This is a genomic window from Paenarthrobacter sp. CC6 (assembly GCF_040560085.1).
GTDB classification, from domain to species: domain Bacteria; phylum Actinomycetota; class Actinomycetes; order Actinomycetales; family Micrococcaceae; genus Arthrobacter; species Arthrobacter nicotinovorans.
The window spans coordinates 41,072-65,382 of the sequence record NZ_JARDAN010000008.1; the positions used below are offsets into that span (position 1 = coordinate 41,072).

Genomic DNA, 24,311 nt, shown 5'->3' on the forward strand with positions numbered 1-24,311 from the left:
ACCGGAGCCGGCTTTCAGTTCCGGCCAGTGGTGAGTTCGATGTCGAGGCCAAGGTCCAGGGCGTTCACGCTGTGGGTCAGGCCGCCGATGGAGATGACATCCACTCCTGCTGCGGCGATGCCGGTGACGGTGTCCAGGTTTACGTTGCCGCTGGCTTCCACGATGGCCCGGCCATCAACCTGCTTGACGCCGGCACGCAGCTCCTCCAGGGAGAAATTGTCCAGCATGATGGTGTCCACGCCCGCTGCCAGCACTGGTTCGATCTGCTCTGCGCTGTCCACTTCGACTTCGAAGTGGGTGGTGTGGCCAAGCTGGGCTTTGGCAGCGATCAGCAGCTCAGTCAGTTTGCCGGCGTCGCCGCCGGTCATGACGGCGAGGTGGTTGTCCTTGGCGAGCACGGCGTCGGAGAGGCTGTAACGGTGGTTCGCTCCCCCGCCGCAGCGGACGGCGTAGCGCTCCAGCACCCGCAGCCCGGGGGTGGTCTTGCGGGTATCGGTGATCCGGGCCCGTGTCCCTTCCACCAGCCGGACGAACTCTGCGGTTTTGGTGGCGATCGCGCTCATGCGCTGCACCAGGTTCAGGCCCACCCGCTCGGCCAACAGGACCGAGCGCGCACTGCCGCTGACGCGTGCAAGGTGGGTTCCGGCGTCGAAAGCTTCACCATCGGCGAGGAGCAACTCCACTTCGGTGGTCGGATCAACTGTCTTCATGGCGTCGCGGAACACGGTTCCGCCGCTGAACACGCCGGGGACCCTGGCGTTGAGGACCGCCACGGCCTGCGCCTCAGCCGGAATGAGCAGCAGGGACGTGATGTCCCCGCTGGGCGCATCCTCCGCGAAGGCCCGTTCCAAAATATCCCGCACGGGGGCTGCGGGGAGGGTCAGGTTAGTCATGGACGAGGCTCACTTTCCGGCTCATGGTGTAACGCTTGTCAAAATCGTCGACGGCGGCTGGTGCCTTCACGCTGTCGCTGCGGTAATGCGCCCCCAGTGACCCCCGTCGTTCCCGGGCAGCCCTCACGAGCAACTGGGCGGCCAGCAGAAGGTTGGCGTCCTCGTGTACGCGGACATCCAGGGACTCCGGAACGCTCAAGGGACCGGCAGCCTCTTCCCATTCCCCCAGGACCTCTGCGGCCTCAGCCAACAACTCCCCGCTCCGGAGCACGCCAGCCTTGGCGGTCATCAGCCGCCGAAGAGCCTGCCGCGAGAACCCGCTGGCTCCCGCTGGCGCGGCGGTTTCGCTGAAGGTTCCGCTGCGATTGTCGCCTGCCGGGGTCCCGGCAGCGTGCGTAAAAGCGAGGCCGCCCGCGGCCGAGTCAGCACGCAGAGGGGCTCCGTCAGACGACTCACCGGACGACCCAAGGAACCCTTCAACAGCCCTGCGCCCGAACACCAGTCCTTCAAGCAGGGAGTTACTGGCCAGCCGGTTTGCCCCCTGCACACCGGTGCACGCGACTTCACCGGCAGCCAGCAGCCCGGGAACCGAAGTCCGGCCGTGGAGGTCCGTTACCACCCCACCCATCCAGTAGTGCGCCGCCGGTGCCACGGGAACCAGGTCCTTGGTCCAGTCGAGGCCGGCCTGGCGGGTGTGCCGGCTCAGGGTCGGGAAGCGCTTTTCCAGGAACCCTGCACCGCGCGACTCTTCAATGACGGTGGCGTCGAGGAACACGTGCCCGTTGGGGTCGCCCAACGTGTCAAGGTGCAGGGCGATGCTGCGCGAGACCACATCGCGCGGCGCCAGCTCCGCGTCCGAATGGTAGTCCGGCATGAAGCGATAGCCGTTGGCGTCAAGAAGAATGGCGCCTTCGCCGCGGACTGCCTCGGAGATCAGCAGGGGGTGTGCATCGCCGTCTGCTTCTTGGGGGGCTCCACCGGGCACCATGCAGGTGGGGTGGAACTGGAAGAACTCGAGGTCAGCCAGTGCAGCTCCTGCCCGCCACGCGAGTGCCAGGCCGTCGGCTGTGGCCACGGAGGGGTTGGTGGTTTGGGCGAACAGCTGCCCGGCGCCTCCCGTGGCAAGAAGAACGGCGTCGCCACGGAGGCTCTGCCCACGTCCCTCGTGGAGGAAGTTGACGCCTGCCACCTGGCCTGCTTGGTGGATCAGGTCCGTGACCTGGGCATGCCCGATCACCTGGATCCTGCCCTGTGCCTGGAAGTCCAGGACGGTCCTGATCAGGGCCGAGGCTACTCCTGCACCGGTGGCGTCGCCGCCCGCGTGGAGGATCCGTGGCGCCGAATGCGCTGCCTCGAGTCCAAGTGCAGGGTCGCCGTCGTCGTCAAGATCGAACCGCACACCGAACCGCCCGAGCCCTGCGATGTCCCGCCGCGCTTCGGTGCAAAGCACCCGAACGGCTTCTTCGTTGCAATGACCGGCGCCGGCCCGCAAAGTGTCGGCGATGTGGGCAGCTACGGTGTCACCGGGAGCGGGTTCCTCCAGCACGGCAGAGATCCCTCCCTGCGCATAGTAGGTGTTGCTGTCCGCGAGCGCGCCTTTGGTCAGCAGCACCACTTCCGCACCGGCCTCTGCGGCAAGCAAGGCAGAGTACAGGCCGGCGATGCCGCTTCCGACGACGATCAACCGCCCATGTGCGGTCTTTCCAGCCAGGCTCTCTGTAGTCATGTGGGGCTCGATTCGGCTAGGTCTGATGTGCCGGGTCGGCTATGCGGGCTTCGCGGCCAGCATGCGTTCCAGGGCAATCTTCGCGTTGTCCTGTACGGCGTCGTCCACAGTGATGCGGTTGACGATGCGGCCCTCGACAAGTTCCTCAAGCACCCAGGCCAGGTAGCCGGGGTGGATGCGGTACATGGTGGAGCACGGGCAGATCACGGGGTCCAGGCAGAAGATGGTGTGCTGCGGGTTTTCCGCAGCCAAGCGGTTCACCATGTTGATCTCTGTACCGATGGCGAACGTGGTGGGTTCGGTGGCGGCGGCAATCGCCTTCTTGATGAAGTCGGTGGAACCGGCAGAATCGGCGGCGTCAACAACTTCCATGGGGCATTCGGGGTGCACGATGACGTTGACGCCCGGGAAGTCCTGGCGGGCTTTTTCGATCTGGCCCACGTTGAAGCGCTTGTGCACCGAGCAGAAGCCATGCCAGAGAATCACCCGGGAGTCCAGGAGCGTCTGCTCGTCATTGCCGCCCAGTTCCTTGCGTGGATTCCACATCGGCATCTGTTCCAGCGGGACGCCCAGTGCCTTGGCGGTGTTGCGGCCCAGGTGCTGATCCGGGAAGAACAGGACACGCTGGCCACGCTCGAAGGCCCATTCCAGGACCACCTTGGCATTCGAGGAGGTGCAGACGATGCCGCCGTTGCGACCACAGAAGGCCTTCAGCGCTGCTGAGGAGTTCATGTAGGTAACGGGGATGACGGGAACCCTGCCCTGTTCGTCCACCCCGGTGCCGAAAATCTCTTCGAGCTGTTCCCAGCATTCCTCAACGGAGTCTTCGTCCGCCATGTCTGCCATGGAGCAGCCCGCGGCGAGATTGGGCAGAATCACCGCTTGCTCGGGGGTGGAAAGGATGTCGGCGGTTTCGGCCATGAAGTGCACGCCGCAGAAGATAATCGCCTCGGCGTCGGGCTTGGTGAGGGCCGCGTTGGCCAGCTGGAAGGAGTCGCCCACAAAATCCGCGTACTGGATGACTTCGTCACGCTGGTAGAAGTGCCCCAGGATGACGGCCCGGTCCCCGAGCGTCGCTTTGGCGGCGCGGATGCGGGCATCCAGTTCGGCATCTGTGGCCTTCTTGTACTCTTCCGGAAGCTGGCCTTGTCGCGGCGTCGCCTTGGGTGCGACGTCGCTGCTGGAGGCGCCCGGGCCGTAGGCGGGCTCGCCGGAGAGGGCTTCGGCAAGGTCGTATTCCCAGGGACCCCTGGCCAGGGCCGGGCTGCACGTGGACCCTGCGCGGGAGAGGCCCTTTTCGGCTTCTTCGCGGGTGATCAGCTGGACGGCAGTGTTGACGCTGCTCATGGTGTACTCCTGTTATCTGGCCCGAGGCCGGGCGTGCCGGTGAAGCGGTAGAGGCGTGGTGGGCGGTGTTTTCCGCCTTGGAGGTATTCACCGGTTTCTTCGATTTCCGGTGTGGCCTTGATGTGTCTGCGGAAGTTCGCGGGATCGAGTTGCCGGTCCAGCACGGCCTCGTAGACTTCGCGGACCTGGGCCAGGGTGAAGTACTCCCCCAGCAGGTGGTAGGCAATGGACCCGTAGGCCATCTTGTTGCGCAGCCGCCACAGCGCGTAGTCCACGATTGCGTTGTGATCGAAGGCGAGTTCGCCCAGCCGGTCTGCGCGGAACCACCGGACGTTCTCGGATTCGTCCGCCAGCGCAGCCTCGGTGGGTTGCACCAATGCCCAGTAGACGATCGACACCACACGTTGCGTGGGCGAGCGGTGAAGTCCCCCAAAGGCGTAGAGCTGCTCGAGGTAATGCGGCGTCAGGCCGGTGGTCTCGCGAAGGTTCCGTGAGGCCGCGTCCTGCAGCGATTCGTCATGGGCAAGGGGACCGCCAGGGAGGGCCCACATGTCCTTATAGGGCTCTCGGATCCTGCGGACCAGCGGCAGCCACAGCGTAGGGCGGCCGGATGTTTCGCTGGGACGGAGGGCGAAAATCACCGTGGAAATAGCCAACGACGGCGGTGCGAGCCGCCTCTCGGCGACGTTTGCTGAGCTGGGGTTCACGGCGTTCACCTCGCTTCGTCGCCGTCCGGTCCAGGAACCGGAGCTTTAGTTAAAGTCATGTTGACTAGAACTAATGGTACGACTCTGCGCCCGGTCCGCAAAATGCTTTACGTCACACTGCCTTCGCCGCCGCCTCCATCAGCGGCAAGGTGCGGCCTTGGATATGGCTGTTGAGCACTATCACGGAGGAGCAGCGGACCACGGATTTGGTGGCAATCATGGCATCGAGCACGCGCTGCATGTCCGGATTGGACCGGGCGGCGATCCGCACCATGAGGTCGGAGTTCCCCGTAACCGTGTGGACCTCAATGATCTCGGGAATGGCGCTGAGGCTCTCAATGATGGCGTCGTGGCCGATCTCCTGGGTGATGGTGACCGAACAGAACGCCACCACCGGGAAGCCGAAGTTGGCAGGATCGGGCTGCGGGACCCAGGAACCAATGACCCCGTTTTCAATCATCCGGTCAATCCGGGACTGCACCGTCGCCCGGGCAACCTTCAGTACCCGCGAGGCCTCCAGCACGGAAGATCGCGGTGAATCAGTGAAGAAACGTACAATTCTTGCATCAAGCGCATCGACCAGCATCAAAGTTCCTGTCCCCGGGGTTCTCTACTCATCACATCGCCTAAGCAAAAAGTGATGTATCTTACAAACTGCGAGAATTATTCCACGGCTCTTGCTGCGTCGTCGACGCCGCGCCTGCCCGGCCCAAGAGGCCGGCACGCCACACCCCGTATGAAATCCATAGAAGGTAGACACGTATGACAACGAAGTCCATCGCGGCTCCTGCCCCAACATCCGGCCTCGGCCATTCACTCAAGCCCCGCCAGCTCACCATGATGGGCTTGGGCAGCGCGATCGGCGCAGGCCTCTTCCTGGGCTCCGGCGCCGGCGTGCAGGCCGCCGGCCCGGCCGTCCTCATCTCCTACCTCGTAGCGGGAACACTGATCATCCTCGTCATGTGGGCCCTGGGTGAGATGGCGGCGGCGAACCCCAACAGCGGCGCCTTCTCCGTTTACGCCGAAAAAGCCATGGGCAAGACCGCCGGCGGAACCATCGGCTGGCTGTGGTGGTTGCAGCTGGTGGTGGTGATTGCGGCAGAAGCACTGGGTGCCGCCGGACTGCTCTTCTCGGTCTGGCCGGTGATCCCGGTCTGGGTCCTGGCGCTGGTGTTCATGGTGGTGTTCACGGGCATCAACCTGGTGGGCGTCCGGAACTTCGGGGAGTTCGAATTCTGGTTCGCCATCCTGAAGGTGGCGGCCATCGTGATCTTCCTGCTCATCGGCGCCGCGCTGCTGTTCGGCTGGCTGCCCAACGCCACCTCACCAGGGCTCTCCGCCTTCGGCGACTTTGCACCGAACGGCATCGGCGGCATCGCCGCGGCCTTGTTCGTGGTGATCTTCGCCTTCGGTGGCACCGAGATCGTCAGCGTGGCCGCGGCTGAAACAGAAAATCCCGCCCACAGCGTCGGCAAGGCCATCCGCACGGTGGTCTGGCGCATCCTGGTCTTCTACATCGGCTCCGTTTTCGTCATTGCCGCCATTCTTCCTGTGGGCTCGGAGGGCCTGAAGTCCCCCTTCGCCGGAGTACTCGACATCGCAGGAATTCCCGGTGCGGGAACGGCCATCACCCTGGTTGCCGTGGTAGCGCTGCTCTCCGCCTTGAACGCCAACCTTTACGGCGCATCCAGGATGATCTTCTCCCTGTCCGAGCGTGGCGAAGCGCCCCGCCTCCTGTCGAAGCTGAGCACCGCCAAGGTGCCCGTGGCCGCCGTCGGAATCTCGGTAGCCTTCGGCTTCATTGCCACCATCCTGGAGCTGCTCTTTCCGGAGAAGATCCTGCCTGCCCTGCTGAACCTCGTAGGGTCCACCTGCCTGGTTGTCTGGGGTACCGCGCTGGTGTCCCAATTCATTCTGCGGCGCCGGGCAGACCGCGAAGGCGCAGAATTGCCCCTTCGCATGAAGGGCTTCCCTTACCTCACCATCCTGGGCCTGGTCCTGCTGGGCTTGATCTTCGTGGTGGGTTTCGCCAACCCTGAGAGCGCGGGCCAGCTGGTGGGCACCTTCATCCTCATCCTGGTCATTGCCGCCGGCTGCTTCATCAACGCCAAGGCAAAAGCAGGAAAGCCGGACCACCAGGCCAGGTAATCTACTGCTAGCAAGATTCCGGAAGCCCTGCGCAGTTTGTACTGCGCAGGGCTTCTTTGCTTATTCAACTTGTACAAAGTGTTGTGTCACCACTGAGCTTATTGCGAAAGAGCTTATGCGGTGACTAGGGTCACAACCATGACGACTCAACCAGCGCTTGCGGCCGTCGATGACGACGCCGCCCCGCTCTCCAACCATCAACTCCGCGAGCTGTACACGCTGATGGCAGCGGTCCGGCACCTGGACACTTCAGCCGTAGCCTGGCAACGCCAGGGCATCATCCCCGGGTACGCGCCTGAGCTTGGGCAGGAAGCAGCCCAGGTGGGCAGCGGTTACGCCGTGGACCTGAACCGGGACTTCGTCTTCCCCACCTACCGGGAGATGGGCGTGGCCCGGGCCATGGGCCTGGACATGGTGGGTTACATGTCCACCCACAAGGCCACGTGGCACGGCGGAATGTACAACCCCCTGGAATCCAGGTTCGCACCTATCCAGGCCGTGGTGGCGGGCTCGGTCCTGCATGCCGTGGGATGGGCCCACGGCCAGACCCTTGCCGCCGCTGACGGCGAAACCGGGGTAGCCATGACGTACTTCGGTGATGGCGCCTCATCCCAGGGCGACGTCCACGAAGCCATGAACTTCGCCGCTGTCATGAAGGCACCTGTGGTGTTCTTCATCCAGAACAACGGCTGGGCAATCTCCGTGCCCACCGAACGCCAGGTGGCCGGCGGATCCGTCGCAGCAAGGGCGGCCGGATACGGCATACCTGCATTGCAGGTCGATGGCAACGACGTCGTCGCCGTCTACGAAGCCACCCGCTCCGCCTTCGCCCACTGCCGCCGCGGCAACGGACCCGTGGTGATCGAAGCCATGACCTATCGCCGCGGGCCGCACTCCACCGCCGACGATCCCGGCCGTTACCGGACCCTGGAAGAAGAGCGACTCGACGCCGGAGAGGACCCGCTGGAGCGGTTCAAGCAAAGGTTGCTGGCCGACGGCGTTGCAGACGAAGCCTTCTTTGCCGACGCTCAACGCAGGGCAGAGGAAGAAGCAGAAGCCATCCGGACCGGAATCCAGGACCTGGGTCCCCGCCCGGGCGCTGAAATGTTCAGCCTCGTCTTCCAGGAGCCAACCCCGGCCCTTCAATCCCAAGCCAGCGCGTGGCGCGAGGAGTCAGAACATGTCTGAGACGATCACCGAAATGCCCTCCGCCACCGCTGAAACGGCCGGCATTGAACAACTGTCCATGCAGCAGGCGCTCAACCGCGCACTCGATGAGGTCCTGGCCGAAAACCCCAAAGCTGTCATCTTCGGCGAAGACTGCGGCCGGCTCGGTGGCGTGTTCCGCATCACCGACGGCCTCCAAGCCAAGCACGGCGAGGACCGCGTGTTCGACACGCCCTTGGCCGAGTCCGGCATCCTGGGCATGTCCGTGGGCCTGGCCATGGCCGGTTTCCACCCGATTCCCGAGGTCCAGTTCGATGGCTTCGCCTATCCGGCCATCAACCAGATCGTCTGCCAGATCGCCCGGATGAACTACCGCAGTCGCGGCACGTTGCCCATGCCCATCACCCTGCGCGTGCCCAGCTTCGGCGGTATCCGTGCACCCGAGCACCACGGCGAAAGCCTCGAGGCATTGTTCGCGCACGTACCGGGACTCAAGGTGGTTTCCCCTGCAAACCCGCACGACGCCTACCATCTGCTCAAGTACGCTGCCACGCGGCCGGACCCGGTCATCTTCATGGAGCCGAAGTCCCGCTACTGGCAGAAGGGCCCGGTGGATGTCACCTCCGCTGCCGCTGTCCCTGCCACAGCAGCGCACGACGGCGGCTCACCCGACGGCGGCAGCCTCACCGGCGCCCGCGTGGCCAGGGAAGGCCGCCACCTCACATTGGTGGCGTGGGGTGCCATGGTAGCCCGGTGCCTCCAGGTGGCCGAGCTCGCGGCCGAGGACGGCATAGACATTGAAGTCCTTGACCTGCGCTGGCTCAAGCCCATTGATGCCGAAGCCTTGGCGAGGTCCGTCGGGAAGACGCGGCGCGCCGTCGTCGTCCATGAAGCGCCGCTGACCTCGGGCCTCGGCGCCGAAGTCGCCCAACTCATTACGCAAAGTTGTTTCGCAACGCTGAAGGCACCGGTGGAGCGTGTGACCGGCTTCGACGTCCCGTACCCCTCCGGCGACCTGGAGGACGAATACATCCCCAACATCGACCGCATCCTCTTTGGGATCCAACGCGTACTGGAGTACCGCCGTGGCTGAAATTTCCTTCCCGCTTCCGGACCTCGGCGAGGGCCTCATCGAGGCAACCGTGCTCGACTGGCTGGTTGAACCCGGCCAGCAAGTGGAACGCAACCAGCCGATCGTGGAACTCGAAACCAGCAAGTCCGCGCTCGAATTGCCCAGCCCCCAGGCGGGTAAAGTGGTGCGTATTCACGGGGCGCCCGGTGAGACCATCAACGTTGGCGCACCGCTGATCGTGTTCGAGGTTCCGGACGACACCGCCGGAATCGTGGGCACTGTTCCGAAGGACGAAGCACCCAAGCGCAGGGTCCGCCTGAGCGCCGTACTCGATGAGGACTGACATGATGACTGGCAGGCACACCGTGGAACAGCAGCGGCACACAGTGGAAGGTACCGACCCTGGGCTGTTCGTCGAGGTTCATGAGCCGGCTTCCGACGCCGGGCTGCGCCCCGTCCTGCTGATCCATGGCTTCTCTTCCTCCAGCAAACTGAACTGGGCCGACAGCGGCTGGATCACCACGCTCCAGGAGGCCGGGCGCCGGGTCATCACCGTGGACCTGCCCGGCCATGGCCGAAGCTACTCCCCCGAGGACCTGGACTCCTACACCCCCAGCCGGATCCGTGCGGATCTCCTGCAGATAGTGACCGACGCCGGTGCACGCCCCTTGCGCGACGGCGACCCTTCCACGGGACTTGATGTCATTGGTTATTCGCTCGGATCACGGCTGGCGTGGGAGTTTGGTGCCACGCAGCCCGATCTGGTCCATAGGATCGTCCTGGGCGGCCCAAGCTCAGCAGATCCGCTGGCAGCGTTCGACCTTGTGGCTGCTCAAAAGCACCTCGCTGACGGCACGCCCATAGAGGACCAGTCCACCGCGGGGCTGTTGAAGATGGCCCAGATGCTGCCCAGCAACAATTTGTTTGCCATGTTGTCGCTCATCGAGGCCATCAAGGGCGAACCTTTCGATCCTGCCGAGGCGGCCCCGCACATGCCACTGCTGCTGGTGGCCGGCGAGAAGGACGAAAGGGCTGCGACCATGCCGGAGCTTGCCTCCATTGCGGGCAAGCATGGCGGCATGGTGGAGACCTTGGTCATTCCCGGGCGCACGCACACCAATGTGATCACAAGCCGGGCCTTCAAGGACGCTGCCGTCGAATTCCTGGGCGTCTAAACCTCCCGACGCGGTACGGCTGGTCTAGCGGGCCAGCCGTTCCGCGTTGAGGCTCATGCGCTCCAGGACGCTCAATGCCATGGCGTACTCATCCATGCCGATGCCCATCGAAAGATCCTGACGCGCATCTTCCACCAGCTGCTGCGCCTCGTGGTACTTCTCCCGTCCCCGCTCGCTCAGCGCCAAACGGTCATCGATCATCGTGATCATTCCCCGGCCCACCAAGGCTGTCAGTTCCCGCTCGCGCAACCGGATGTCACCGCCCCACAGTGGCTGCAGTGCCTCCTCAAGCTGGTCCGGAAGCATGGAGTGCTCGGCCAGGGTGGCAAGAGTCTGCCACTGGCGGCGCGTGAGCTTGATCCGCGCCAAGGTGCGGTCCAACTGGACTTCCAGCGCAGCGTCCAGCCTTTTGATCCAATATCCGATGGGCTTGTTCACAAGCCCATGCTTTCAGTGGAGGCCGCGCCGGGCAAGGTGTGGACGGTAGGCTTGGAAGGGCAACAAATGACGTGGAAGTGGAGCAGATGGGCATGCGTTTCAAGGACCGCGCGGAAGCCGGTCGACGCCTGGCTGAAGGACTCCCGCAGCTGAGGGAGCGACCGGACACCATCATCCTCGGGCTCGCCCGGGGTGGTATTCCGGTAGCCGCTGCAGCAGCTGGGGAACTCTACCTGCCCTTTGGCGCCCTCCTGGTGCGAAAACTGGGAATTCCCGGCCGGGACGAAACTGCGTTCGGGGCTTTGGCGTTGTCACAGGGCGAGGTGCTCCGGATCGTCAACAAACCCTTGAGGGATCTCATTCTTGCCCGCGGCATCTCCCAGTCGGCCTTGGATAGCGTCGAAGCCCGGGAACGTTCGGAGCTGCTGCGCCGGGCCAAGGAATACCCGGGCACGGACCACGACCTGCGCGGGAAGACTGTTGTCCTGGTGGACGACGGGCTTGCCACCGGCGCCACCATGCGGGCCGCGGTGCAAGCCGTCCGGTCGGCAGGAGCGGGCACCGTAGTGGTGGCCGTCCCGGTTGCATCGCTTGAAGCGTCGGCATCGCTCGCCCGGGTCTGCGATGTTGTCATTGCCCTGCACACGCCAGGTAAATTCCATGCTGTCGGCGCTTTCTACGGTCACTTCGAACAGCTTTCTGACGCCGATGTGGTGCGCCAGCTGGAAGGCGCGGGCGTCGCCGGGCGTCCGTAGCCGGCGTCGGACCCGGTAGCGGAGACAGGGTCCCGGCAATGACAAAAAGCGGGTGCGGTCCATGTGGACCGCACCCGCTTTTGTCGTGTCGATGTCAGTGGTGGACGCTGTACCCCAGCGGACGTCCCCGGGTTTCCTTTGCGAGGATCACGCCAACGGCGGAGATGATGCAGAGGCCCATGATGTAGAGGCCAACCGAACCGGACCACTTGGTGGCATCCAGGAGCGCCTGGGCAATCAGCGGCGCGAAAGCTCCACCGAGGATGGCACCAAGGGCATAGCCGATGGAGATGCCCGAGTAGCGCACCTGGGCCGGGAACATTTCTGCGTACATGGCCGACATCGGACCGTAGGACAGGCCCAGGCCGATCGTCAGTACGAACAGCGCAGTCCCGTAGAGCAGGATGTCCTTTGTGTCGATGAGGGCGAACATCGGAATCATCCAGGCAAAGACCAGGCCATAGCCGATCAAGAACGTCTTCACGCGGCCGATCTTGTCAGAGAGCCAACCGCCCACCATGGTGAAGATGAGCCAGCCGAAGGAAGCGATGGTGGTGGCCAGGAGAACCTGTGGCAGCGGCATCTTCAGGGCCTTGGTGGCGTAGGAGATGAAGAACGCAATCAACAGGTAGCCTGCTGCGTTGTTGGCGATGAAGATCAGCGCAGCGAGGACAACTTCCTTCTTGTTCCTGCGGAAGAGTTCACCCAGGGGAGCTTTGCTTTCAGCCTTTCGCTGGGCAAGTTCCTTGAAGACGGGGCTCTCGCCGACCGCGCGGCGGATCAGGTAACCCACCACGATCAGAACAACGGACAGCAGGAAGGGCACACGCCAGCCCCAGGCAGAGAAGGCCTCCTTGGACATTCCCGACTGCAGGAAGAAGAGCAAACCGGTAGCCAGGATCATTCCGATGGGCACACCGATCTGCGGGTAGGCACCGAAGAGTCCACGCTTCTTGATCGGTGCGTGCTCCACGGCCATGAGGGCAGCACCGCCCCATTCACCGCCGGCGGAGAAGCCCTGGACGACCCGCAGGAAGATGAGCAGCACAGGTGCCCAAAGCCCGATCGTTTCGTAGGTGGGCAGGACACCGATCAGTGCGGTGGCAGCTCCCATCATGACCAGCGTCATGACGAGTACGGCCTTGCGACCCATCTTGTCGCCAAGGTGCCCTGCGACGAAGGCTCCGAGAGGACGGAACAGGAAGCTGATTCCGATGGTGGCAAAGGACAAAAGCTGGGCCACTCCCGGGTTGGACTTCTCCAAGGGAGAGAGGAACAAAGGCGCCAGCAGCGTCGCAGTGAGCTGGGCGAAGATGAAGAAGTCGTACCACTCGATGGTGGTGCCCACCAGGGTTCCGGCCAGGACGCGGCGCTCTTCGCGCTTGCTGCTTGGGCCTGACGGCGAGTCGACAGTGGAAGTTGCGGTCATTGAAACTCCAGGGATGTGTGACAGAGCGATGCGAGACGTGCATTAACCGACAGAACGGTCAGTTAGGAAACAATACTACAGCTTGTGACCCAAAGCACAGCCCCCACGCCGCACCGCCAACATAGGATGGTTCGCATGAATCCAAGCAGCGGCGTCAAGGGCCAGCCGGAAGCCGGGACACAGGTCCCGCCGTCCCAAACGCTCTCCCGTGGAATCAGGGCACTGGAGATCCTCGCCGCCGCCGATCGGCCGCTCACCATTGGAGAACTCACAGAAGCACTGGGCGTGCACCGCTCCGTGGCCTACCGGATACTCAGGACCCTGGAAGACCATTCCCTGCTGGTTCGCGACGACTCCGGACGCGTCCAGCCCGGCCCCGGCCTTTCGGTCCTGGCCAGCGGCGTCTCACGGAACCTGCAAACCGCTGCCCTCCCCGAACTCACACAACTGGCAAACACCCTCCACATGACGGCCTTCATCGCCGTTTGGGACCACCAGGAATGTGTCACCCTTGTCACCGTCGAACCACGGCACACAGGTGCGGCGCTCGCCCAGCACCCGGGCAGCCGTCATCCCGTCAGCACAGGTGCCCCCGGTATTGCCATCCAATCCACCATGACCGAGGAACGCTGGCAGCAGGTAGGCGCGGGCAACCCCTACCGGCCCGAGGCCCACGAAGCCCGCCGCGTCGGCTACGCCACCAGCCACGACGAAGTCGTTGCCGGACTGTCTTCCATTGCTGCGCCCATCAAGGTTCCGGGCGGACGGCCGGCGGCGATCGCCGTCGTCTATATCCGCCTGGACCAGGACGCCGACGCCGTTGGAAAGGCCTTGGCAGCCAGTGCTGCACGCATCGAAAGCCAACTGGCCTGAACCTTTCCTTCCAGGTCAAGAGGCGTGCCCCACAGCACAAGACTCCAGGGCCAGGGCACCGAATACTCGAAGAAGGACCGGACACGCCGTCCGCTCCTTCTTTCGAGCACGAGAAGGAATCCATGAGCCTGAATCTTCTTGACACCTCCAACTGGCTGCCGCTGGACGGACTGGCCCCCGGCTTCGACGCCAATAAGGCCCCCGCCGTACAGGACCTGGCCGGGCAACAATTTTCCGTCCGCGGCGACGGCGGACCCATGACCTTCAGCTTCGACGACGAAGAAGTGCAATGGGCCGCCGCCGGCCACGCAGGAACAGCCGCCTACGAAGCCTTCGTTGTAGCCGAGGAGCTGTATTACTGCCAATGGCAGAGCGTCCTGGAACCGGAACTCGCCGTATCCCTGGTCCTTGATCTTGCCCAGGGCCGGGCGCTCTACATCGGCGCCTCGCTCGGCAGGGCCACCGCCTCCAGTGTCGCCGTGCACCACGACTTCCGCCCCGGAACACTGGACGGGTATTCCGCCACGGGCGAGGCCATCTCGGAAAGCACGGCACTCATCGGCCGGCGCGTCGAATGGGTCTACAGCGAATCACACGCCTATGAACACATCTACCTCAGCCCCACCTGGTACACCTGGCAGTGCCTCGCCGGTCCGGAGCGCGGATTGGCAGACACAGACTCCAACACTGTTCTCCAGGTCCGCCCCGGAATCTTCGTCTTCACCTGGCGGGAGAAAGTCATCCCGTGCGGCTCGGTCACAGTGGCCGACCACCGCGATCCCCGGGCCATCCGCTCCCACGGCAGCCTCTTCGGCTGGAACGAGGAAGGCACGGAACCCGTACATTTCACGTTCGGCGCACACGGCCGCTTGATCAGCATCACCCACCACACCCCGGGACTGAATCCGGCCATAGCGGGCTAGTACGGCAGGGTGGAACAAAGGAAGCCCCGGCACGGAGAACGTGCCGGGGCTTCCTTTGCGGGCCTCAGAGGATCAGTCCTCCGAGCCATGCCCGATCCGGGCGTACAGCGCAGGCTGAGAGCGCCGCAGGCGCAGGCCCCACACCACGCCCACGACTCCTGGAAGCAGGACCAACAGCGGCAGGACGAACGTGGCAGCCGTCGACTCCGTCTGTCCCAGCAAGACGTTGAAGTTGGCCAGGATGAGCACGAAAACCACTGCGAGCAACACGAAGCCCAGTGCCGGCGCAACGACCCTGACCCACAGGCTCGCGCCGTGCTGCTGCCGGCGGAAGAAGCCGATCACGGCAACCGACACCACGGTCATCAGCAGCACCAGCCCCATGGCCCCGCTGTTGGTCAGCCACGTGAACATGGTCAGCACGGGGTACAGTTCGCCGAGTTCGGAACCGGATCCTGCGATGGAGAACGCCAGGGTCACGACGACGGCGATCACCGTCTGCGCCAGCGAACCGGCGTACGGCGCCCCACTGCCGGCCCGGACCTTGGCCAGCGCCGAAGGCAGGACGCGCTCGCGGCCGAGGGAGAAGAAGTACCGCGCTACGGCGTTGTGGAAGCTGACAAGTGCTGCGAAGAGGCTGGTGACGAAGAGGAGCTGGGCGATGTCGCTGAGCAGCACGCCTCCGTTGGCACCCAGGAACGCAAAGATCATGTCCGGACCATTCTCTGTGGCCGTCGCAATGACGGCGGAGGGGCCGGCCCCCATGGTCATGGCCCAGGCCGATACCGCGTAGAAGACGGCGATGATTCCCACAGCTGCGAACGTTGCCCTCGCAACAGTACGCCGGGGATCCTTTGACTCCTCACCGTAGATGGCGGCGGATTCGAAGCCCATGAACGCCGCAATGCCGAAAGACAGGACGGCTCCGATCCCGGGCACAAACAGCGTCTCCGGGCTGAAGGTGGCAGCGCTGACACCTTCCGGGGCCACGGCGAGGCTGATGACGTCGTAAACGATGACCACCAGGAATTCGAGGGCCACCAGGACGCCGAGTACCTTGGCGGAGAGGTCAACCCTGTTGACACCCAGCCAGCCGACGATGGCGATGCAGACCAGCACCGGAATCCACCATGGGACACTGATGCCCAGTCTCGCGGAAAGCAGCGAAGAAACCGTGAAGCCGAACAGTCCGTAGATGCCTACCTGCATCAGGTTGTAGGCCATGAGGGCAACCAGTGACGCGCCCACGCCCGCAGGCCGCGAAATGCCTTGTGCTATGTAGGCGTAGAAGGCGCCGGCGTTGGTGACATAGCGGCTCATGGCCGCATAGCCCACCGCGAAGAGCGCCAGGATTCCGCCCAGGACCAGGAAGGACAATGGAACACCCGTCACGCCGGTCACCGCGAACGTTGTGGTCACTCCGCCCGCGAGGACGGTCAACGGCGCAGAGGCCGCGATAATCATGAAGGTCACTGCCGGTACGCCAAGCCGTCTCTTGCTTTCGACCGTTCGGGCGGTCGTGCCCATAACGGGGTTATCCACGCTCATAGTGTGCTCCTGCCTCGGCGCCGCGGGAGATGTGCGCGGCACGATGTCTGTCATTCCGCAATCTTCCACCGCACGGCGGGTGCGTGACTTGTCTCACACGGCAAGGAGCTTGTCGCTGCACGCAAGCACGTTCGCGCCCGGGCGCCGGTGTAGAATCGTGGGCAAGCTCACATCCGCGCCACCGGCGTTCTTGCCTCCTGGCAGCGGCACCACGGGCCATTGAAAGGGAACTTGATGACCGTCGCGGCTGATACGGGCCCCGCAACCGTGGAAACCATCGTGGCGGAGTCGTTCCAGGAGTGGAGCAGGGCAATCTCCGCTTCCTTCGTACCCCTGCTGGCCCAGGGGCCACGCAATTCGACATTCCACGGAACCATGCGCGCCCGCGTCCTGGGACAGATCTCGGTGGTGGAAATCACCGCCGGACCCCACACCGTACTGCGCACCCCGGAGCTGATTGCCAAGTCCACGGGTCGCTTCTTCAAGCTCAGCATCCAGCTCAGTGGATCGGGTCGCCTGGTTCAGGACGATCGCGAAGCCGTCTTGCGCCCGGGGGACCTCTCCATCTACGACACCTCCCGCCCCTATCAACTAACGTTCGACGACGACTTCCGCACTTTGGTGCTCATGTTTCCGCATGTCCTGCTGGACTTGCCGGCCGAGGCCATGGGCCACGTCACTGCGTTGCGGATACCCGGCGACGAAGGCCTGGGTGAACTCATCAGCCCGTTCCTGGTGAAACTGGCCGACAACCTCGATGCCCTCTCCGGCACCAACGGGCTCCGGCTGGTCCACAACGCACTGGATCTGGTGACCACCTTGTTCAACGGCGAACTCGATCAACTGATCGAAACCGGCCGGGACCCGCACCTGCTCCTTCTGGGGCGTATCCACGACTACATTGAAGCCAACCTCGGAGATCCCGGGCTCTCCCCCGGAACCATAGCGGCGGCCCACTACATCTCCACCCGGCACCTCCACGATCTTTTCCAGGAAATCGGAACCACGGTGGCTGCCTCCATCCGGCAACGGCGGCTGGAGAGATGCCGGCGTGACCTGCGGGATCCGGTGCTGGCCGAACGGCCCGTTACCGCCATTGCGGCCCGCTGGGGGTTCACCGACGCCGCCCACTTCAGCCGGATCTTCCGGGCAGCTTTCGGGAACTCCCCCACCGGCTACCGCAACAGCCACTAACGGTTCCCTGCACCGGAACCCGGGGGACGCCGTCGGGCCGGTGTTTCGGGCGGTTGACTACGCTGCCGCCGTCGGGGCTGTCCCTTCATCCGTCAAAGCGGCCATCTCCTCCAGCATGGTTCGCAGCAGGCGGTCCTCCAACTCAGCGAAAGCGGGATCGCCGGCGCGGTTGGTCAACTCACCGGGATCGGTGCGGTGATCGTACAGTTCGGCAAGGTCAGTGCCGAAGTATCTGGTCAACCTGCCCTCAGGCGTGATGACCGTCCGCATGCGGACGGGCCCCGGCAAACCCGGCAAACCGAACGGCTGCTCCTCCTCCACCAACAGCGCGTCCCGGTGCTGCTCAGTAGCCCCTTCCAACAAAGGCACCAGCGAGCGTCCCTGGATTCCGCGGTAACCCCGGGATCCAGTGAGCTCCAGCAGCGTGGGTGCCACATCCGCGCTGGAAACCAGCGCTTCCGTCCGGCCCGGCGGCCTTCCGGGGATGTGCAGCACCAACGGGACATTCGTGACAGCGCGGTAGTGGACAAAGTGCTTAAGCATCAGGCCGTGGTCGCCGAACAGGTCACCGTGGTCGCTGGTGAACACCACGATGGTGTCCTCCGCCAGCCCCTGCCTGTCCAGCTCATCGAGTATCCGGCCAATGTGCTCGTCCATCATGGTGATCAGGCCGTACTGGGCGGCTGCCGCGTTCCTGTACTGCTCCTCCGTTGCGGCCCACGTCATGGTGGGGTCCGGATTCGGCTCTCCTCGGTGTTCAATCATGTCCCGTACGTGCGCCGGCGATGCTTCGTGGTCCTGGTCAAAGCCGAGCGGCAGTGGCATGGCCGCCGGATCATAGAGCCCGGAGTAGCCGGCCGGCGGGGAGAAGGGGTGGTGGGGGTCGGGAAAGGACACGAACATGAAGAACGGCTGATCCTGGCCCGCGGCATCCTTCAGGTGCTCTATCGCTTTCTCGCTCACGTAGCTGGTGGGGTGCACCTCCGCTGGAATGGCCGTTTGGTACACCTGGTCCCACCCGCCATATCTGTTGGACGAGTTGCCGGGACCACCCAAAGTCTCCGGGTCGACGCCCCGTTCCCTGGCCCAATGCACGTAGTGGCCACCAGGCCGGTCGCCGTGTCCAATGACCAGGTCTACGTGCTGGTAGCCGTAGTAGTCCGACGGCAGCGCAATGAACCGCTCATCGTGCGCTTCGCGGTTTTCCCACAGGTCCCACCCGGCAGGGAAAGCATGGCGGCGGGCGTCCCCGGCCGCCGCGTCCAAAAGCATGGGGTCGGTGGCCCGGATTTCCTCGGCCTGGTGGGGTTCAAATTCCCAGCCCATGTTCTGGTGGTGCAGTTTTCCCACTCCCACCGTGCGGTAGCCGCCGGCAGCCAAGGATCCCGGAACCGTCTGCGTCAGGGGATCCAACGTGATGCCGTTGCACCGGGTTCCATGCGCCGACGGCCACCGCCCGGTCATCAGGCTGGCACGGTTGGGCATGCACGTAGGATTGGCCACTGTCGCATTCCCGAAGACGATGCTCCTGGCCGCGAGCGCATTCAGGTGTGGGGTCTTGACAGTGCCGTTGCCGCCGAAGCCCAGGTGGTCTGCCCGGAGCTGGTCGGCGATGATGAACAGGACGTTGGGCCGGCGGTTGCCGCTGGCGCCTTGCCCCGTCATGCAGGCCTCTTGATGAGTGAGAGCACCTCTGTGCGCTGCCGGGCGAATTCCGGCAGCGAGCGCGTGGTGATCTGGTCGCGGGGAGCGGGCAGGTCCACGTCCACCACCTTGAGCACGCGCGCGGGCCGTGACCCCAGGACCACCACCCGGTCCGCAAGGTAGACCGCTTCGTCGATGTCGTGCGTTACCACCAGGATGGTCATGTTGAAATCCCGCCGGATCTTCAGGCACAGGTCCTCCAGGTCGAACCGCGTCTGCGCATCCACTGAGGCGAAAGGTTCGTCCATGATCAGGATCTCGGGCCGGTAGGCCAACGCCCGGGCGATCGCGACGCGTTGCTGCATGCCGCCGGACAGCTGCCAGGGATACTGGTTGTCGGCGTGGGAGAGGCCGACGGCGGCGAGCGCACTGTCGCAGCGCTCCTTCAGTTCCGCTGCGGACAACTTGAGATGCCGCAGGGGAAGGACCAGGTTCTTCCTGACCGTGAGCCATGGCATCAGCGACCGGTTGTAGTCCTGGAAGACCAAGGCCATTTCCGGAGGCGGGCCGCTGATGGTCCGCCCATCGATGGCGGCCCTTCCGCTGGTCGCCGGCTGGAGTCCGGCCAGGCATTTGAGGAGGGTCGTCTTGCCGACGCCGGATGGACCCACGATGCAGACAACCTCGCCGGCATCCACCGTGAAGGTCAGGTCTTCGATGACCGTGCGTGCTTTTCCTCCGCTGCCATAGGTCTTGGCGAGGTGCGCCACGTCCAACCGGGGCGTGGCGGCGCTTACTCGTGTTTCTGGTTGCTGTGCCATGGTGGACTTTCTGTTTCGGGTGGGAAGAGTCGGGGCCGGACGGTTGCTCATGATGCACGCGCCAGGCGGCGGGATCCGATGTACCAGGACAGGACCCTGCGACGAAGGAGGCTGAACAGGATGTTGACCAGGAAGCCAATGACGCCAAGGAGCAGGATTCCCGCCCACATGTCCGCCGTCATGAAACTCTGTTGGGCCAGCAAAGTCATGGCTCCGATCCCTTGGGAACTGCCCAGCATCTCGCTGGCGATCATCACGATGAACGCCACCTGCAGGCTCACCTGCAGCCCGGAGAAGATCTGCGGGGTCGCCGCCGGCAAGAGCACCTTCAGCACACGTTCCTTGGGGGTCAGGCGGTAGACCCTGGAGACGTCCAAGAGGTCGTTGCTGACGCTGCGGATGCCGTCCACCGTGGCAATCATGGTGGGAAACAGCGCCGCCAGGGCGATGCTGGTGACGCGCATCTGGGTGCCGAAGCCTATGAGCGAGATGAAGATCGGCACCAGCGCTACCGGGGGTATTCCGCGGAGGAAGTGGATCAACGGGTCAAGCATCCACCGGACAGGAGCAACCAGGGCCGTGATGAACCCCAGTGCGATCCCGGCCGCAGCAGCTATGACGAAACCGAGGAACAGGTTTCCCAGGCTGAGCAGGACGTCGGACTGGAAGTGTTCAAAGAGCCACAATTCCTGGAAGCGGACAAGGATGGTTTGCAGCGGGGGGAAGAAAGGATCTGTGGAGTCCGCGGAAAGGAACCACCACGCCACCAACAGAAGCACAGGGGCGGCGACGCCGATCACCCAGTTACGCATTGTGATTCTCATCGCGGCACCTCTTCCCGGTAGGACTCGTGCCAGTGCAGGACCCGGCGCTCAGCCAGGCGCGTGGCACCTTGGAACAGGAGGCCCAGGACTCCGAGGACGATCACCAAACCGTAGAGTCCGGCGTAGTCACCCGCGGCCTGGGCCTGGTAGATGTTTTGGCCGAGGCCCGGGCCGCCGCCGAGGAGTCCGGCCACCACGGTAACTACCAAGGCTGCGGGAGCTGCCACGCGCATCGCTGTTCCTATGTAAGGCATGGCGCTGGGAAGCACCACACGGGCCAGGATTTCGCCCTCTCCCATGCCATAGGAACGGGCGGTGTCGCGTGCCACGGGGTCGGTGCCCTGAACGCCATCCACGGTCTGCATAACGATGGGAAGCAAACAACCGAATACTACGAGGAACAGCGACATCTCTGCTGTTGGGCCGAGGACCAGCACGGCAAGGGGCAGGATGACGATCGGCGGGACCGGCTTGAGGAACTCCAAGACGGCCAAGGTGGCGTACTTGACGGACTCGAAACTGCCGACGAGCAGCCCTATGGCTACGCCGGCCACGGCAGACAGCGCCAGAGCGAGCAATGCGATGCCGATCGTGGCCCCCAGTGAGGACCAGAAGGTTCCTGTTCCCAGGATGGTCGCAAGGGTCGTGAACACTGTCGTAGCCGGCGGCAGGGCAGTTCCTGCAACCTTGGCCTCTGCGAGAAGCTGCCAGATGACCAGGGCCCCCGCGACGCCCACGATGCTGAAGGCGTAGGGGCGTACGGACGCTTTCATGATGAATCTCCCATGGCGTTCTCCTGCCTACTTGCCGAAGATGAGGTCGGCCGGCAGTTTCACCGGCGCATTCAGGAAGCCGAGGTCGGCGAGATTGTTGTTGGCCCGCTCAATGTCTTCCACACGGACCTCATCGGGCCAGTAGTTGACGGCCCCGGACTTGACCACGTCAAGCGGGGTCTTGGTGATCTCCGCACTGAGCTGCTGCGCTTCATCGATGTGGCCGTTGGCGTAAGCGTTCGCCTTGTAGATGGCGGCTTTGAACCCTGCCAAGGCCTTTTCCTTGGACTTCACCGTGTTAGCCCCGGAGACCCACAGGCCAATTGCTCCCTGCTCAAAGAACTCGACCCCGGGGGACGCCAGCAGGCGGTTCCCCTCTGACACCGCTTTGGAGGTAAACGGAGCGACCAGGGACGCCGCGTCCACGCGTCCGGAATTCAACGACTGCAGGGCCGATGACGGGTCCAGGACCATCCAGTTCACTTTGGCGGGATCTCCCCCGTCATCCTTGACCAGTTTGCTGACCGTCACCTCCAGCTGCGCTTTCCTTGCCGGAACGCTGACGTTCTTTCCCTCGAGGTCCTTCGGGCGGGTGATGGATGAATCCTTCCGGACGAGGAGGCCGGTATCGTCCACGCGGTTGAGGTCGCTGGATTTTCCTGCCCCGTCCTTGTATCCGTCAGCTGCGGCAACGATCTTGAGCGGCACGTTCTGGCTCAAGGCATTCAGGAGCGGAATGGAAGGCGTATAGCTGAGGTCGATCTGACCGCTCTGGGCGGCTGCAATTCCCGCGGGAGGGTTGGCGATGACAGAGATCTCGACGTTGAGGCCCTGTTCCTTGAAGTAGCCCTTGTCGGCCGCGAGGCGGATGCCGGCGTCGGACCCTATGCCGATGGTTCCCACTTTAAGGGTGGTGGTCCCATCGGCGGCCGGGACGGCAGCCGGGCCGGAGCCGCCGCCACAGGCTGCAAGTGCCATGGACAGTGCAGCGGCCATGGCCAAAGGAATAATGCGTCGCATGTGTTGCTCCTTGAATGACGAATGGTTTGGAACGGAAGAAAATGGTTCTAGCTGGTGGACGGGTGGACTTCACGGCCACCGCTGATAGTGAGCCGGATGTCTGTGTCGAGGAGTTTCTCGATCTCCTCATCGGCCGGCCACGGGGTGGATAACAGGCACAGATCTGCTGTCCTGCCGGGTAGCAGGGAGCCCTTGGAGTGCTCCGCGTGATCCTGCCAGGCAGCCTCGAGGGTCATGGCAGCCAGCGCTTGCTGACCGGTGATCCGCTCGGGGTCGCCCGGTGCGCCAGGGGTGGAGCGGGTGGCACGCCGGACGGCGGCCACCACTGTGCGCCGCCAATCCGGACTGGTCACAGGTGCGTCGGAAGCAATATTGAAACGTACGCCCGCCTCCACTGCTGAACGCAGGGGCTGGTGGCGGGAGAAGCGGTCCTCGCCGAGGACCTGGCGCATGATGTCCCCGGCTTCCTGGCGGATCAGGGGGTTGGTGCTGTATCCGATGCCCCGGGAAGCCATGGTCTGCAGGGTGGTTGTGTCGCTGAAGGCTCCGTGGATGATGTAGTGGCGGTTGTGGTGATTCCCGGCGGACGCGGGACTCCCGCCGGGAGAAGTGGCTTCGATGATCGCCTGCACAGCTGCGGCGGTGGCCGCATCTCCCGTGGCGTGGACACCGGCCTGCAGTCCGGCATCGTTGATGAGTTGCAGAATCCGGTTGAGTTCAGCCACCCGTTCGCCATCGCTGGCACCCTGGATCACCAGGCTGCCGTGCGTACAGGCCGTGCCATAGGGCTCGCTCATCCAAGCGGTGCCGCTGCGTGGGATCCCGTCCGCGAAGACTTTGACGCCCGCTATCCTCAATTGCTCCGGATCGATGCCGCGGTTCCTGCAGCTTTCTGCCAGCCCGCTTCGCAGGCCTTCCTCAACGGCCCGGGCATTGGCTCCCCCGGTTCCGGCGAAGAGCATGAGGACATTGATCCGCAGCGTCAGTTCGCCTGACAAGGCGAGGTCGCCCAGCAACCCGAGCGCCGCCGTCGAACCTGCTCCGTCCATGAGCCCGGCGCTGGCCGGCCCCAATCCAGGCTCCGTGAGGGAGGTGATGCCCAGCGAGTGCAGATACTCCTGGAAGCGAAGCAGCGCCGGGCGGAGCGTTGCGGCCGGAACGGGTGGCATGGCACGGGAGATGAGTTCCATGGCACCGTCCTGGAACAGGCCGGAAGGGGCACCGTCCCCTCCCCTGACGATCACGCCGCCGTGGATATCAGGGGTCGTGGCGCTGATGCGGGCACGCTTGAGCGCTTCCCGGTTGGCCAGGAGCTGGTGGCCGGTGGCGTCGAACGCCACGAGGGGCGCGTCAGAGCGGCAATCCAACAGGCCCTTGGCCGGTCCAAGTATCGACTCGTCCCAGCCGTGGGCGCGGATCCAGCCATCGGGGCCCACCGGTGCTGCCGTCAGCACATCGACGACGGCTGCCCAGTCCGGGGCGATGTCCGGGTCCAGCCGCACATAGCCGAAGGCGGCCATCGCCGCCGAGACGAAGTGCAAATGGGCATCATTGATGCCGGGAATAACAGCCCCTCCTGCGGCGTCAACAACCCGCGTTTCCGGGCCAATCAGCCGGCTCACATCGTTTTGGCCGAGCCCTGCGACGCAGCCGTCCTTGACGGCGATGGCATCAGTCATGCGGTGTGGTTGTGCCGGGTCCATAGTGTGGACAGAGGCATTCGTGATCACCAGATCAGCGAAATCCTGCATCGATTCTCCTCAGGTCACCGCATCCGAATGTGATGCAGACAACGTTCCTGAAAGAAGTATGTCGCTTGACTGGGTCACTTGAC

Annotated in this window: 23 protein-coding genes; 9 read left to right on the forward strand and 14 right to left on the reverse strand. The window is 64.2% G+C overall.

The genetic code is table 11. The features are described 5' to 3' along the window. Nucleotides 1-14: 14 nt before the first annotated feature. The 5 genes from nadC to PV760_RS08925 form a co-directional block, all read right to left on the reverse strand. A complete protein-coding gene (gene nadC / locus PV760_RS08905; protein WP_354627592.1) occupies nt 15-893 on the reverse strand; it encodes a carboxylating nicotinate-nucleotide diphosphorylase in 879 nt (292 codons plus the stop codon). Next, nucleotides 886-2,619 carry an L-aspartate oxidase gene (locus tag PV760_RS08910; protein WP_354627593.1) on the reverse strand — a complete coding sequence of 578 codons (1,734 nt, stop codon included), beginning with the start codon at nt 2,617-2,619 and terminating at the stop codon, nt 886-888. The genes nadC and PV760_RS08910 overlap by 8 nt, the downstream gene beginning before the upstream one ends. Nucleotides 2,620-2,658: 39 nt before the next feature. Then, the gene (gene nadA / locus PV760_RS08915) at nt 2,659-3,966 is read right to left on the reverse strand and encodes a quinolinate synthase NadA (RefSeq protein ID WP_039241988.1); all 1,308 of its coding nucleotides are present in this window, start codon (nt 3,964-3,966) and stop codon (nt 2,659-2,661) included. Further along, nucleotides 3,963-4,682, reverse strand: a complete 720-nt coding sequence (locus PV760_RS08920) for an NUDIX hydrolase (protein WP_018776282.1) — start codon at nt 4,680-4,682, stop codon at nt 3,963-3,965. Before PV760_RS08920 ends, nadA begins: the two co-directional genes overlap by 4 nt. 103 nt (nt 4,683-4,785) lie before the next feature. Further along, on the reverse strand, nt 4,786-5,259 hold the full coding sequence (locus tag PV760_RS08925) for an Lrp/AsnC family transcriptional regulator (protein WP_018776283.1): 474 nt from the start codon (nt 5,257-5,259) through the stop codon (nt 4,786-4,788). A gap of 176 nt (nt 5,260-5,435) precedes the next feature. Here PV760_RS08925 and PV760_RS08930 point away from each other — a divergent pair, with 176 nt between their 5' ends. The 5 genes from PV760_RS08930 (at nt 5,436) to PV760_RS08950 (ending at nt 10,235) form a co-directional block, all read left to right on the forward strand. Next, nucleotides 5,436-6,821, forward strand: a complete 1,386-nt coding sequence (locus tag PV760_RS08930) for an amino acid permease (RefSeq protein ID WP_055972176.1) — start codon at nt 5,436-5,438, stop codon at nt 6,819-6,821. A 138-nt stretch (nt 6,822-6,959) separates the two neighbouring features. Continuing rightward, nucleotides 6,960-8,009 carry a thiamine pyrophosphate-dependent enzyme gene (locus PV760_RS08935; protein ID WP_055972172.1) on the forward strand — a complete coding sequence of 350 codons (1,050 nt, stop codon included), beginning with the start codon at nt 6,960-6,962 and terminating at the stop codon, nt 8,007-8,009. Further along, nucleotides 8,002-9,081, forward strand: coding sequence for an alpha-ketoacid dehydrogenase subunit beta (locus PV760_RS08940; RefSeq protein WP_354627594.1), 1,080 nt, complete (start codon nt 8,002-8,004; stop codon nt 9,079-9,081). Before PV760_RS08935 ends, PV760_RS08940 begins: the two co-directional genes overlap by 8 nt. Further along, complete coding sequence (locus PV760_RS08945; protein WP_018776287.1) at nt 9,074-9,403, forward strand: biotin/lipoyl-containing protein; 330 nt, start codon at nt 9,074-9,076, stop codon at nt 9,401-9,403. Before PV760_RS08940 ends, PV760_RS08945 begins: the two co-directional genes overlap by 8 nt. 1 nt (nt 9,404) lies before the next feature. Further along, on the forward strand, nt 9,405-10,235 hold the full coding sequence (locus PV760_RS08950; protein WP_354627595.1) for an alpha/beta fold hydrolase: 831 nt from the start codon (nt 9,405-9,407) through the stop codon (nt 10,233-10,235). A gap of 24 nt (nt 10,236-10,259) precedes the next feature. Here the strand turns inward: PV760_RS08950 and PV760_RS08955 are convergent, their stop codons facing one another. After that, nucleotides 10,260-10,673: a winged helix DNA-binding protein gene (locus PV760_RS08955; RefSeq protein ID WP_354627596.1), complete on the reverse strand. Its 414-nt coding sequence runs from the start codon at nt 10,671-10,673 to the stop codon at nt 10,260-10,262. Nucleotides 10,674-10,744: 71 nt separating this feature from the next. On the opposite strand from PV760_RS08955, the gene PV760_RS08960 reads away from it, so the two are divergent. Beyond that, the gene (locus tag PV760_RS08960) at nt 10,745-11,428 is read left to right on the forward strand and encodes a phosphoribosyltransferase (RefSeq protein ID WP_354627597.1); all 684 of its coding nucleotides are present in this window, start codon (nt 10,745-10,747) and stop codon (nt 11,426-11,428) included. A 94-nt stretch (nt 11,429-11,522) separates the two neighbouring features. Here PV760_RS08960 and PV760_RS08965 read toward each other — a convergent pair whose 3' ends face one another. Further along, on the reverse strand, nt 11,523-12,857 hold the full coding sequence (locus tag PV760_RS08965) for an MFS transporter (RefSeq protein ID WP_018776291.1): 1,335 nt from the start codon (nt 12,855-12,857) through the stop codon (nt 11,523-11,525). A 126-nt stretch (nt 12,858-12,983) separates the two neighbouring features. Here PV760_RS08965 and PV760_RS08970 point away from each other — a divergent pair, with 126 nt between their 5' ends. Beyond that, nucleotides 12,984-13,730: an IclR family transcriptional regulator gene (locus PV760_RS08970; protein WP_035733076.1), complete on the forward strand. Its 747-nt coding sequence runs from the start codon at nt 12,984-12,986 to the stop codon at nt 13,728-13,730. Between the two features lie 122 nt (nt 13,731-13,852). Continuing rightward, a complete protein-coding gene (locus PV760_RS08975; RefSeq protein ID WP_354627598.1) occupies nt 13,853-14,653 on the forward strand; it encodes a MoaF C-terminal domain-containing protein in 801 nt (266 codons plus the stop codon). 72 nt (nt 14,654-14,725) lie between these two features. Here the strand turns inward: PV760_RS08975 and PV760_RS08980 are convergent, their stop codons facing one another. Next, nucleotides 14,726-16,201 (reverse strand): APC family permease, encoded by a 1,476-nt coding sequence (locus tag PV760_RS08980; RefSeq protein ID WP_354627599.1) that lies wholly within the window; start codon nt 16,199-16,201, stop codon nt 14,726-14,728. A 234-nt stretch (nt 16,202-16,435) separates the two neighbouring features. Here PV760_RS08980 and PV760_RS08985 point away from each other — a divergent pair, with 234 nt between their 5' ends. Further along, nucleotides 16,436-17,395, forward strand: coding sequence for an AraC-like ligand-binding domain-containing protein (locus PV760_RS08985; RefSeq protein ID WP_018776295.1), 960 nt, complete (start codon nt 16,436-16,438; stop codon nt 17,393-17,395). A gap of 57 nt (nt 17,396-17,452) precedes the next feature. Here the strand turns inward: PV760_RS08985 and PV760_RS08990 are convergent, their stop codons facing one another. The 6 genes from PV760_RS08990 to PV760_RS09015 are packed head-to-tail and all read right to left on the reverse strand — an operon-like array spanning nt 17,453 to nt 24,228. Next, the gene (locus tag PV760_RS08990; RefSeq protein ID WP_354627600.1) at nt 17,453-19,060 is read right to left on the reverse strand and encodes a sulfatase family protein; all 1,608 of its coding nucleotides are present in this window, start codon (nt 19,058-19,060) and stop codon (nt 17,453-17,455) included. Then, on the reverse strand, nt 19,057-19,911 hold the full coding sequence (locus PV760_RS08995; RefSeq protein ID WP_039242007.1) for an ABC transporter ATP-binding protein: 855 nt from the start codon (nt 19,909-19,911) through the stop codon (nt 19,057-19,059). The genes PV760_RS08990 and PV760_RS08995 overlap by 4 nt, the downstream gene beginning before the upstream one ends. Then, nucleotides 19,908-20,684, reverse strand: coding sequence for an ABC transporter permease (locus tag PV760_RS09000; RefSeq protein WP_354627601.1), 777 nt, complete (start codon nt 20,682-20,684; stop codon nt 19,908-19,910). The genes PV760_RS08995 and PV760_RS09000 overlap by 4 nt, the downstream gene beginning before the upstream one ends. Further along, the gene (locus PV760_RS09005; RefSeq protein WP_354627602.1) at nt 20,681-21,457 is read right to left on the reverse strand and encodes an ABC transporter permease; all 777 of its coding nucleotides are present in this window, start codon (nt 21,455-21,457) and stop codon (nt 20,681-20,683) included. Before PV760_RS09005 ends, PV760_RS09000 begins: the two co-directional genes overlap by 4 nt. A gap of 27 nt (nt 21,458-21,484) precedes the next feature. Further along, nucleotides 21,485-22,477 (reverse strand): ABC transporter substrate-binding protein, encoded by a 993-nt coding sequence (locus PV760_RS09010; protein ID WP_055972156.1) that lies wholly within the window; start codon nt 22,475-22,477, stop codon nt 21,485-21,487. Nucleotides 22,478-22,524: 47 nt separating this feature from the next. Continuing rightward, entirely contained in the window at nt 22,525-24,228 is a 1,704-nt protein-coding gene (locus PV760_RS09015) for an amidohydrolase (RefSeq protein WP_354627603.1), read from the reverse strand. Nucleotides 24,229-24,311: the final 83 nt, after the last annotated feature.

Coding starts and splice junctions, on each gene's coding strand:
- PV760_RS08935 (WP_055972172.1), top strand. CDS start 6,960: ATGACGACTCAACCAGCGCTTGCGGCCGTCGATGACGACGCCGCCCCG.
- PV760_RS08940 (WP_354627594.1), top strand. CDS start 8,002: ATGTCTGAGACGATCACCGAAATGCCCTCCGCCACCGCTGAAACGGCC.
- PV760_RS09010 (WP_055972156.1), bottom strand. CDS start 22,477: ATGCGACGCATTATTCCTTTGGCCATGGCCGCTGCACTGTCCATGGCA.
- PV760_RS09015 (WP_354627603.1), bottom strand. CDS start 24,228: ATGCAGGATTTCGCTGATCTGGTGATCACGAATGCCTCTGTCCACACT.
- PV760_RS09005 (WP_354627602.1), bottom strand. CDS start 21,457: ATGAAAGCGTCCGTACGCCCCTACGCCTTCAGCATCGTGGGCGTCGCG.
- PV760_RS09000 (WP_354627601.1), bottom strand. CDS start 20,684: ATGAGAATCACAATGCGTAACTGGGTGATCGGCGTCGCCGCCCCTGTG.
- PV760_RS08970 (WP_035733076.1), top strand. CDS start 12,984: ATGGTTCGCATGAATCCAAGCAGCGGCGTCAAGGGCCAGCCGGAAGCC.
- PV760_RS08990 (WP_354627600.1), bottom strand. CDS start 19,060: ATGACGGGGCAAGGCGCCAGCGGCAACCGCCGGCCCAACGTCCTGTTC.
- PV760_RS08980 (WP_354627599.1), bottom strand. CDS start 16,201: ATGAGCGTGGATAACCCCGTTATGGGCACGACCGCCCGAACGGTCGAA.
- PV760_RS08925 (WP_018776283.1), bottom strand. CDS start 5,259: ATGCTGGTCGATGCGCTTGATGCAAGAATTGTACGTTTCTTCACTGAT.
- PV760_RS08985 (WP_018776295.1), top strand. CDS start 16,436: ATGACCGTCGCGGCTGATACGGGCCCCGCAACCGTGGAAACCATCGTG.
- nadC (WP_354627592.1), bottom strand. CDS start 893: ATGACTAACCTGACCCTCCCCGCAGCCCCCGTGCGGGATATTTTGGAA.
- PV760_RS08930 (WP_055972176.1), top strand. CDS start 5,436: ATGACAACGAAGTCCATCGCGGCTCCTGCCCCAACATCCGGCCTCGGC.
- nadA (WP_039241988.1), bottom strand. CDS start 3,966: ATGAGCAGCGTCAACACTGCCGTCCAGCTGATCACCCGCGAAGAAGCC.
- PV760_RS08995 (WP_039242007.1), bottom strand. CDS start 19,911: ATGAGCAACCGTCCGGCCCCGACTCTTCCCACCCGAAACAGAAAGTCC.
- PV760_RS08950 (WP_354627595.1), top strand. CDS start 9,405: ATGATGACTGGCAGGCACACCGTGGAACAGCAGCGGCACACAGTGGAA.
- PV760_RS08975 (WP_354627598.1), top strand. CDS start 13,853: ATGAGCCTGAATCTTCTTGACACCTCCAACTGGCTGCCGCTGGACGGA.
- PV760_RS08910 (WP_354627593.1), bottom strand. CDS start 2,619: ATGACTACAGAGAGCCTGGCTGGAAAGACCGCACATGGGCGGTTGATC.
- PV760_RS08965 (WP_018776291.1), bottom strand. CDS start 12,857: ATGACCGCAACTTCCACTGTCGACTCGCCGTCAGGCCCAAGCAGCAAG.